2 protein-coding genes are annotated in these 11,220 nt (G+C 74.1%); both read left to right on the forward strand.

Annotated elements, in window-relative coordinates; translation table 11 throughout:
- Positions 1-66 precede the first annotated feature (66 nt).
- Positions 67-9,522, forward strand: a complete 9,456-nt coding sequence (locus ACFWMZ_RS09280) for an amino acid adenylation domain-containing protein (protein WP_383200491.1) — start codon at positions 67-69, stop codon at positions 9,520-9,522.
- Entirely contained in the window at positions 9,512-11,194 is a 1,683-nt protein-coding gene (locus ACFWMZ_RS09285) for a phytoene desaturase family protein (RefSeq protein ID WP_383200494.1), read from the forward strand. Before ACFWMZ_RS09280 ends, ACFWMZ_RS09285 begins: the two co-directional genes overlap by 11 nt.
- Positions 11,195-11,220 lie beyond the last annotated feature (26 nt).

Consider the following 11,220-nt stretch of genomic DNA (forward strand, 5'->3'; position numbering starts at 1 on the left):
GGGCCCGCCCCCACCGCCGACCACGGCGCTGCCCCGGCAGCGCGACGACCTGAGGAGTGTGCGAACTTGGCTGACGCGAACAACGACGGCTCACGGGACAAGGTGGCGATCGTCGGCATCGGCTGCCGCCTGCCCGGCGGAGCCAACGACCACCGCGGCTTCTGGCGGAACCTGCTGAATGGCAAGGACTGCCTCACCCCCACCCCGGCAGACCGCTACGACACGGCCACCCTCGCCAGCCGCCACCGGGACAAGCCCGGCAGGCTGGCGGCGGGCCGGGGCGGGTACATCGACGGCTTCGACGAGTTCGAACCGGCCTTCTTCGGCATCAGCCCGCGCGAGGCCGACCACATGGACCCCCAGCAGCGCAAACTGCTGGAGGTGGCCTGGGAGGCCCTGGAGGACGCCGGCCAGCGCCCGGCCCGGCTGGCGGGCAGCAACACCGCTGTCTACGTGGGCGCGTTCACCCTGGACTACAAGATCCTCCAGTTCGCCGACCTGAGCTTCGAGACCCTCGCGGCGCACACGGCGACCGGCACCATGATGACGATGGTGTCGAACCGGATCTCGCACTGCTTCGACTTCCGCGGCCCGAGCCTCACTGTCGACACGGCGTGCAGTTCCTCCCTGGTCACCGTCGACCTGGCGTGCCGGAGCCTCCTGCGGGGCGAGAGCGACCTGGCGCTCGCGGGGGGCGTCCTGCTGCACTCGGCACCGCAGTACACCGTCGCCGAGACCAAGGGCGGCTTCCTCTCGCCGAGCGGCCGCTCCCGGGCGTTCGACGCGTCCGCCGAGGGGTACGTACGCGCCGAGGGCGTCGGCCTGGTCGCCCTCAAGCGGCTGGACGACGCGCTCGCCGACGGCGACCCGGTCCACGCGGTGATCCTCGGCAGCGGCGTCAACCAGGACGGCCGGACCAACGGCATCACCGTGCCCAGCGCCGACGCCCAGATCTCCCTGGTGCGGCGGGTGTGCGCCGAGGCGGGCGTCGCCCCGGGCGACCTCCAGTACGTCGAGGCGCACGGCACCTCCACGCCGGTCGGCGACCCGATCGAGGCCAACGCCCTGGCCAGCGTCCTCGCCGAGGGCCGCGTCCCGGGCGCCGCCTGCTACGTCGGGTCGGTCAAGACCAACATCGGGCACACCGAGTCGGCCGCGGGCATCGCCGGGCTCATCAAGACCGCCCTCGCCCTGAAACACCGGGTGATCCCGCCCCACATCAACCTCGACCGGATCAACCCGGCGATCCAGCGCGAGAGTTCGCCGTACGAGATCCCCACCCGGGCCACCGACTGGCCCGCGCACGACGGACCGGCCCGGGCCGGGGTCAACTCCTTCGGCTTCGGCGGCACCAACGCCCACATCGTCCTGGAGGAACCGCCGCGCCCGGCGCCCCCGGCCGCACACGTCCGGGCCACCGAGCCGGGCCGGACCGCCGAGCCGCGCCTGCCCCAGGAGGCCGGACCGCCCGCCGCGCCCGGCTGGAGCATCCTCCCGCTGACCGCCCGCCACCCGGACGCCCTGCCCGAGGTCGCCGCCGGCATCCGGCGCGAACTCGACGGCGGGCACGGCTCCCCGGCCTCCCTCGCCGACCTCGGGCACACCCTCGCCCACCGGCGCCAGCACCTCGAATCACGGCTCTCCGTCGTCCACTCCTCGCGCGAGTCGCTCGCCGAGGGACTCGACGCCTACCTGCGCGGCGAGCCCCACCCCCGCGTGGTCCACGGGCGGCGGCTGGAGCCCGCGGACCGCCGCCTGGTCTGGGTCTTCACCGGCATGGGCCCGCAGTGGTGGGGGATGGGCCGTGGGCTGCTGGCGAGCGAGCCCGTGTTCCGGGAGGCGGTCACCGCCTGCGACCACGAGATCCGCCGCATCGCCGGATGGTCGCTCCTCGACGAGATGGCGGCCGGCGCCCAGACCTCCCGGATGGCGGAGACCTGGCTCGCCCAGCCCGCCAACTTCGCCGTCCAGGTCGGCCTGGCCGCCCTCTGGCGGTCGTACGGCGTCCAGCCCGACGCCGTCGTCGGGCACAGCACCGGCGAGATCGCCGCCTTCTACGAGGCGGGTGTCTACTCCCTGAAGGACGCCGTCCGGATCGCCGTCCACCGCAGCCGCCTCCAGCACACCCTGGCCGGCACCGGCTCCATGCTCGCCGTCAGCCTCTCCGAGGAGGAGGCCGAGCGCCGGGTACGGCCGTACGCCGACCGGGTCTGTGTCGCCGCCGTCAACAGCCCCACCGCGGTCACCCTCGCCGGGGACCGCGACACGCTCGTCGAACTGGCCGGGGAACTCCGCGCCGAGCAGGTCTTCGCCAAGCTCCTGACCGTGCAAGTCCCCTACCACAGCCCTCGGATGGACCGGATCAAGGACGAACTGCTGTCCTCCCTGGCGGAGCTCGCGCCGCGCCCCGCCGTGGTGCCCGTCCACCTGACCGCGCTGGAGGGCCCGGCAGAAGGGGTGGCGCTGGACGCCGCGTACTGGTGGCGGAACGTCCGCGACCGGGTCGCCTTCCGGGCCGCCGTGGACCGCCTCGCCGACGAGGGCCACCGCCTGTTCCTGGAGATCGGGCCGCACCCCGCCCTCGCCCACTCCATCGCCGAATGCCTTGCGGCGACCGGCCGGACGGCCGTCACCGTGCCCTCGGTCCGCCGCGAGGAGGACGAACCCGAGCGGTTCGCGGTCTCCCTCGCGACCTTGCACAACCTCGGCGTTCCCGTCGACTGGGAGGTTCTTCAGCCGACCGGCACGACGATCCCGCTGCCCCGCTACCCGTGGCGGCGCGACCGCCACTGGACCGAGCCGGAGAACGTCGCGCGGGTCCGCCTCGGCCGCCTCGACCATCCCCTGCTGGGCCGTCGCGCCGACCACGCAGGCCCCGCCTGGCAGGCCGCCCTCGACACCGAGCGGCTGCCCTACCTCGCCGACCACCGCATCCAGGACTCCGTGGTCCTCCCGGCCGCCGCATACCTGGAGATGGCGACGCAGGCCGTCCTCGCGCTCACCGGCGGAACCTCCGCGGTCCTCGCCGACGTCGACCTGCGCAAGGCCCTCTTCCTCGCCGAGGACGAGACCCGGACGGTGCACCTGACCGTCGACCCGGAGAGCGCCGACTTCGCCATCGCCTCCGCACCCACCGGGTCCGGCACCGAACGGGCGGTCCATGCCACCGGCGTCGTCCGCACCGCCCAGCACCTCGACCCCGGGCCCCCGCTGGACGCCGCCGCCGTCCAGGACCGCAGCCGCAGGCGGCTCACAGGCCCGGAGTGCTACGCCGGCCTCGCCGCCCTCGGCTACCAGTACGGACCGGCGTTCCAGGCCCTCGACGAGGTCTGGATCGGCGACCGCGAGGTGCTGGCCCGCATCAGCGCTCCCGAGGCCCTCGGCGACGACGCCGCCCGCCACCACCTCCACCCCGTCCTCCTCGACGCCTGCTTCCAGTCGCTGCTCATCCCGCAGATCCCGGCCGACGGCGCCCCCGCCCCCGCCCCCGGCACCGGCATCCGCCTGCCGCTCTCGCTCGCCGAAGTGAGCCTCGCCCCCGTCGGTGACCGGACGCTGTGGGCGCACGGCGTGATCACCCGCGACGACGGGGACCAACTCGTCGCCGACCTCACCCTGTACGCCGAGGAGGGCACCGCACTCGGACGGCTGCGCGGCTTCCGCGCGGCCGACGTGGAGAAGGCATCCACCGCCGTCTCCCGGGCCACCATCGACTCCTGGCTGGCCGTCCCGGCCTGGACCGACCGGCCGTGGGACGAGGACGAGGGCGGGGACGAGGGCACGCCCGCCCGCACCGCCGGTGACTGGCTGCTGTTCACCGGCGGCGACCCCGGCGGCGTCGGCGCCGCCTTCGCCGACCTGGTGACCGGCCTCGGGCACCGCTGCCGCACGGTGCGGTCCGGTACCTCGTACACACGGGACGCCGACGGCACCGCCTTCACCCTCGTACCGGACTCCGCCGACCACTTGGAGCGGCTCTTCGCCGACCTCGACGCGGACGGCGCGCCGTTCCGGGGCGCACTCGTGCACCTGGCCCACCTGGGGCTGCCGCCGTACGAGGCGTGCGGCCGCGAGGAGCTGGGGCGCGCCGCCGGCGTCGGCGCGTACGGGCTCGTGGCGCTCGCCCGGGTCCTCCAGGCGCGGCAGGAGCCCTGCGCCCTGCACGTCGTCACACGCGGGGCGCAGCCCGTCGCCCCCGAGGAGGCCGTCGAACCGCTCGGCGCCCCCGCCTGGGGCGTCACCCGCGTCCTGCGTCACCAGGAACTCACCGGACACCGGGGCAAGCTGGTCGACCTCGACCCGGCACAGGAACCCGGCCCCGCCGGGGCCCGGGCGGAGGCCGAGGCGCTGCTGCGCGAGTTCCGCACCGACGACGAGGAGGAGATCGGGCTGCGCGGCGACCGCCGCGCCACCAGCCGCCTGCGCCCAGCCGACGACCTCACCCGCCCCCTGCCGCTGCGGCTGCGCGCCGACGGCAGCTACCTGGTGACCGGGGCCTTCGGCGCCCTCGGCCGCCTGCTCTGCCGCACCCTGGTCCGGCGCGGCGCCCGGCACCTCGTCCTGATGGGCCGCACCCCGCTGCCGCCCCGCCGCGAATGGCGCCGTACCGACCCGGCCACCGCGCAGGGCCGGGCCGTCGCCCTCCTCAAGGAGCTGGAGGCCCTCGGCGCCCACCCGGTGCTCGCCCCGGTCGACGTCACCGACGAGGCGGCGCTGACCTCCTGGCTCGACGAGCACCGGCGCGGCGACCCGCCACCCGTCCGGGGCGTCTTCCACCTGGCCGGGCAGGTGCGGGACACCCGGGTGGCCGACCTCGACCGGGCGACCTTCGACGCGGTGCACGCCCCGAAGGCGGTCGGCGCGTACCTGCTCGACAAGCACCTGCGGGACGAACCGCTGGAGCACTTCGTGCTCTTCGCCTCCGTCGCCTCCCTGCTGACCACCGCCGGGCAGACCAACTACGCCGCGGGCAACGCCTTCCTCGACGCCCTCGCCCACCGCCGCCGGGCCCGGGGCCTGCCCGCCCTCAGCCTCGACTGGGGCCCCTGGGCGACCGGCATGATCGAGGAACTCGGCCTGGTCGAGCACTACGCGCACAGCCGGGGGATGAGCTCCCTCACCCCGGACGTCGGCATGAGCGTGCTGGAGCGGGTCCTCGGGCAGGACCGGGCCCAGCTGGTCGTCGCCACCGTCGTGGACTGGCGGACCTTCCTCGCCTGGTACGACACCCCGCCCGCGCTGGTCGCCGACCTCGCGGCTGCCGCCCGCCAGGACGGTGCGGAGAGCGGCGGCGGCTTCCTCGACACCTTCCGGGCGGCCGACGGCGAGCGCCGCCGCACGCTGGTCACCGAGCGGTTCACCCACCTCGTCGCCACCGTGCTGCGCACACCCGTCCAGGACGTCGACCAGGCCGGCGGGCTCGGCGCGCTCGGCCTCGACTCGCTGCTCGCCATGGAGCTGCGGGCCAAGGCGCAGGCCGAGTTCGGCATCGCGCTCCCGGTCGTCGCCCTGCTCAGCGGCACGCCTGTCGGCGAACTCGCCGACCGCCTCCACGACGGGCTCGCCGAGCGCGTCGCCGCCGACCGGGGCGACGGCACGGACGGCGCCGCGGTGGAACTCTTCACCGACGACGGCGACCACCCGCTGACCCACAACCAGAAGGCCCTCTGGTTCCTCGAACAGCTCAACCCCGACGGGTACGCGTACAACATCGGCGGCGCGGTCGAGGTGCGGGCCGTCCTCGACCCGGAGCTGATGTTCGAGGCCGTCCGCAGACTGGTCGCCCGCCATCCCGCGCTGCGCACCACCTTCCACCTGAGCGACGGCCGGCCGGTGCAGCGCACCGCCGCCGAGGCGGAGCCGGACCTCGCCCTCTTCGACGTCGAGGGCCAGGAGTGGGAGGAGATCCGGCGGACGATCATCCACGAGTACCGCGAGCAGTACGACCTGGAGCGCGACGCGCTCGTCCGCTTCCGCCTCTTCCGGCGCGGCGACGACCGCTGGATCATCATGAAGGCCGTTCACCACATCGTCTCGGACGCCATCTCCACCTTCACCTTCATCGAGGAACTCCTCGGCGTCTACGAGGCGTTGAAGCAGGGTCGCGAGCCCTCCCTGCCGCCGGCGACCGCCCGCTACGTCGACTTCCTCAACCAGCAGAACCGCTTTCTGGCGAGCCCCGAGGCCGGCGCCATGCTCGACTACTGGCGCTCCCACCTGCCCGCCGAGGTGCCGCTGCTGGACCTGCCGACCGACCGGCCCCGCCCGGCCGTGCAGACCCACAACGGCGCCTCCGAGTTCTTCGTCCTCGACGACGGTCTCAGCGGCCGCGTCCACGCCCTCGCGCAGCGCCACGGGGTCACCCCGTTCATGGTGCTGATCTGTGCCTACTACCTGCTCCTGCACCGTTACTCGGGCCAGGACCACGTCATCGTCGGCAGCCCGGTGACCGGCCGCACCCAGCAGGAGTTCGCCTCCGTCTACGGCTACTTCGTCAACCCGCTGCCCCTGCACGCCGACCTCTCCGGCGAGCCGTCCGTCGGCGAACTCCTCGACCAGGTGCGCTCCACGGTGCTGAACGGCCTGGACAACCAGGAGTACCCGTTCGTGCTGCTTGTGGAGGAGCTGGGCCTCACCCACGACGCCAGCCGCTCCGCCGTCTTCCAGGCGATGTTCATCCTGCTCACCCACAAGGTCGCCACCGAGCAGTACGGCTACCGGCTGGAGTACATCGAACTGCCCGAGGAAGAAGGGCAGTTCGATCTCACCCTGTCGGTCTACGAGGACGAGGCGGAAGGGCGCTTCCACTGCGTCCTCAAGTACAACACCGACCTCTTCGACCCGGAGACCGTCCGCCGGATGGCCGGGCACTACGTCCACCTCCTCGACAGCCTGACGCGGGCCCGCCCCGAAACCCCGACGCCCGCACTGGAGATGCTCGGCGCCGAGGAGCGCGAGCGGCTCCTCGGCGAGTGGAGCGGCGCCCGGGCTGCCGCAGCCGTGGAGCGCGCGCCCGCCGCGCACCGGCCGGTCCACCGGCTGATCGCCGAGGCCGCCGCCGCCCGCCCCGCAGCCGTCGCGGTCACCGTTCCCGCCCCGCACGGCGCCTCGACGCACCTGACGTACGGGGCACTCGACCGGCGTGCCGACGCCCGCGCCCGCCGCCTGCGCGAACTCGGCGTCGGGGCGGGCTCGGTGGTCGGCCTCCGGCTCGCCAAGTCCCCGGAGCTGATCGTCACCCTGCTCGCCGTCCTCAAGGCGGGCGCCGCCTACCTCCCCCTCGACCCCGCCCTCCCCGCCGACCGGCTCGCCCGGGTCCTCACGGGTGCCGGCGCCCACCTCCTCGTCACCGACCCGCGAGCGGCGGACACGCCCGCCGGACTGCCCTGCCCGGCGGTGACCCCGGACCAGCTGCGCGCCGCGGAGAGCGACGGCCCCGCCCCGGACTCCGCCGACGACCCGGACGCCCCGGCCTACGTCATTCACACCTCAGGCTCCACCGGCGTCCCCAAGGCCGTCCGGGTCAGCCACGGCAACCTCGCCGCCGCCTACGAGGCCTGGCGCACCGCCTACCGGCTGGAGCGGGACGTGCGGGTCCACCTCCAGACCGCGCAGCCCTCCTTCGACGTCTTCACCGGCGACCTGGTGCGCGCCCTCTGCTCCGGCGGCACCCTCGTCCTCGCCGACCGCGACCTGGTCTTCGACACCGCCCGCCTGTACCGCACGCTGCGCGCGGAACGCGTCGACTGCGCCGAACTGGTCCCCGCCCTCGTGCGGAGCCTCATGGACCACTGCGACCGCGCGGGCGACCGGCTCGACTTCCTCAAGCTGCTGGTGGTCGGATCCGACACCTGGAAGGTCGCCGAGTACCAGCGGCTGCGCGACCTCTGCGGCCCCGGCACCCGCGTCCTCAACTCCTACGGCGTCACCGAGGCCACCATCGACAGCGCCTGCTTCGAAGGCCCCGCCGAGGACCTGCACCCCGCCCTGACCGTGCCGATCGGACGGCCCCTCTCCCACGCCACCCTGCACATCCTCGACGCGCACGGCGCCCCGGTGCCCCCGGGCGTCCCCGGCGAACTGTGGATCGGCGGCGACGGCGTCTCCCTCGGCTACGCCGGCGACCCGGAGCTGACCGCCCGGCGCTTTCAGGCCCGCGCCCTCGGCGCCGAGCCGGACGCCCGGCCCGTACGCCTCTACCGCACCGGCGACCTGGCCCGCTGGGACGCCGAGGGCCGCGTCCACCTCCTCGGCCGTCAGGACGGCCAGGTCAAACTGGGCGGCCACCGGATCGAGACCGGCGAGATCGAGGCCCACCTGACCAACCGGCCGGGCGTCGCCCGCGCCGTGGCCGCCGTCCGCGCCGACGCCACCGGCGAGGCCGTCCTGTGCGCCTACTGCGTCCCCGAACCGGGCGCCACCCTGGACACCCGGGCGTTGCGCCGCCACCTCGCCGCCGCGCTGCCCTCGTACATGGTCCCCTCGCACCTCGCCGAGGTCTCCGCGCTGCCCCTGACCGCCCACGGCAAGGTCGACCTCCGCGCCCTGCCCCAGCCGCACGGCGGCGACCGGCAGCAGTCGTACGAGGCTCCCGTAACGCTCTACGAGATGAGCATGGCCCGCCACTGGGAGGCGCTGCTCGGTATGGACCGGGTGGGCCTCGGCGACGACTTCTTCGCGTGCGGCGGCAGCTCCGTCAAACTCATCGAACTCCTCCACCACCTGCGGACGGAGTTCGGCGTCGCCGTCCCCGTCAGCCGCCTCTACCAGGTGACGACCCTGCACGGCATGGCCGCCGCCGTCGAGGAGCGGGTCACCGGCACCACCGCCGACGAACTGCCCCACCTCACCTTCAACCCCGACGCCCCCGACCCCCTCTTCTGCTTCCCCCCGGCCGGCGGCCACGGCCTCGTCTACCGCGGCCTCGCCGCCCAGCTCCCCGAGTACCGGGTCATCGCCTTCAACTACCTGCCCGGCGACGACAAGGTCGCGCGCTACGCCGACCTCGTGGAGGCGGCCCGGCGCGAGGGGCCCTGCCACCTCCTCGGCTACTCCCTCGGCGGCAACCTCGCCTTCGAGGTCGCCCGTGAACTGGAGGCGCGCGGGCGGCGCGTCGGCCATGTGGTGGTGCTCGACTCGCGGCGCGTCACCGAGGCGTTCGAACCGGGCGCGGACGGGCTGAAGGCCTTCGAGGCGGAGCTCGGCGGCCACCTGTACAAGCACACCGGCTCGGAGATCGTCACCGGCACCGTGCTGGAACACGCCGCCGAGTACCTGAGCTTCTGCGGCCGCACCCCCAACACCGGCACCGTGGCGGCACCGGTGAGCGTCCTGGCCGATGAGGAGAAGGCCGAGCTGTACGCCGTCGGCCTCCCCGGCAGCTGGCACGGCAGCTCGACCGGCGGGACGCGGGTCCTGCGCGGCTCCGGCACCCACGCCGACATGCTCGACCCCGGCCACCTCCCGCGCAACGCCGACCTGGTGCGCGCACTCCTCGCGGGGGAGGCCGACCGTGCGGCATGAGGAGGACAGCGAGTGGACCCGGCGCGAGCGCACGCCGGGCAGCCCGCCGCGCGTCATCGTCGTCGGCGCCGGGATGGCCGGACTCGCCACCGGCTGCTACGCCCGGATGAGCGGGATGCGCACCCGCATCTTCGAGAAGCACGTGCTCCCCGGCGGCTGCTGCACCGCCTGGTCGCGGGACGGCTACCTCTTCGACTACTGCATCGAGTGGCTGATCGGCACCGCCGAGGGCAACGACGCGCACCAGGTCTGGCGGGAGCTGGGCGCCCTCGACGGCAAAACCGTCACCAACTTCGACCTCTTCAACAAGGTCGTCGACGAGAGCGGCCGGTCGGTGACGTTCTACAACGACCCCGACCGGCTGGAGGCCCACCTGCTGGGGGTCTCCCCGGCCGACGCCCGGCTGATCCACTCCTTCTGCCGCGACCTGCGGCGGTTCGTCGCCCTCGACCTCTACCCGTTCCTCACCGCCCCCGCCTTGCGGACGGTGCGCGAGAGGGCCGCAACCCTGCGCACGGTGCTCCCCGCCTTCCGCCTCTTCTGGCGCACCGCCGCCACACCGATGCACCGGTTCGCCGACCGGTTCGAGGACCCGCTGCTCCGCAAGGCGTTCCGCAACATCTTCTTCCAGGACCCCGAGGGCTTCCCGCTGCTGCCCTACCTCTTCAACATGGCAGCCGCCCACCACGGCAACGCGGGCTTCCCGCAAGGCGGTTCGCTGGGCCTGGCCCGGTCCGTGGAGGAGCGGTACACCGGGCTCGGCGGCACCGTCACCTACCGCGCCCGCACCGAGAAGATCCTGGTCGAGAACGACCGGGCCGTCGGCGTCGAACTGCGCGGCGGCCGCCGCTACTACGCCGACCACGTCGTCTCCGCCTGCGACGGCCACACCACCATCCACGGCCTGCTGGACGGGAAGTACACCGGCCCGCGCATCGACAAGCTCTACGACGAGCTGCTGGAGCGCCCCGGCACCCTCTTCCCCGCGGTGGTCTCCGCCTTCGTCGGCATCGAGGGCGACCTGCCCGACGAGGACGCGCACAGCACCACGTACCTGCTCGGCGCCGAGGAGGGCGCCAGGCTGCCGGGCGCCCTCCAGAACAGCCTCGTCGTCCAGTTGCGCTCCCGGTACTCCGACGGCTTCGCGCCGCCGGGCAAGTCGGTGGTCCACTGCACCTACTTCAGCGACTACGCCCACTGGGCCGAGCTGCGCCGCACCGACCGCGGCCGCTACCGTGAGCAGAAGCGCCAGGTCGCCGCCTTCGTACGGGACTTCCTCGCCCGGCGCTGGGCCGGTGCCGCCAGGCGGATCGAACTGGTCGACGTCGCCACCCCGGCGACCACGCGGCGCTACACCGGCAACCACAACGGCTCGATCCTCGCCTGGAAGGCGTTCTCCGACGCCGACGACATCGCCGCCGACCTGGTCGGCAAGGACCGGATGCGGCTGCCCGGGCTGGCCGGCTTCTCGATGGCCGGCCAGTGGGTGGGGATGGGCGGCCTGATCCGCGCCGCATCCACCGGCCGCTTCGCCGTCCAGTACCTCTGCGCGGAACTGGGCCTTCCGTTCCGCGCCCACGAGAGCACCGGCACCGAGCCCTGGCACCCCGGCAGACTCGGCCGGCTGCCCCAGCTCGACCGCTGGTACGCCAAGGAAGGGCGTGGCGCATGACGACAGCGGGGGAGCGGACCGCGGCG

Source organism: Streptomyces sp. NPDC058373 (assembly GCF_042723275.1).
Taxonomy (GTDB): Bacteria; Actinomycetota; Actinomycetes; order Streptomycetales; family Streptomycetaceae; genus Streptomyces.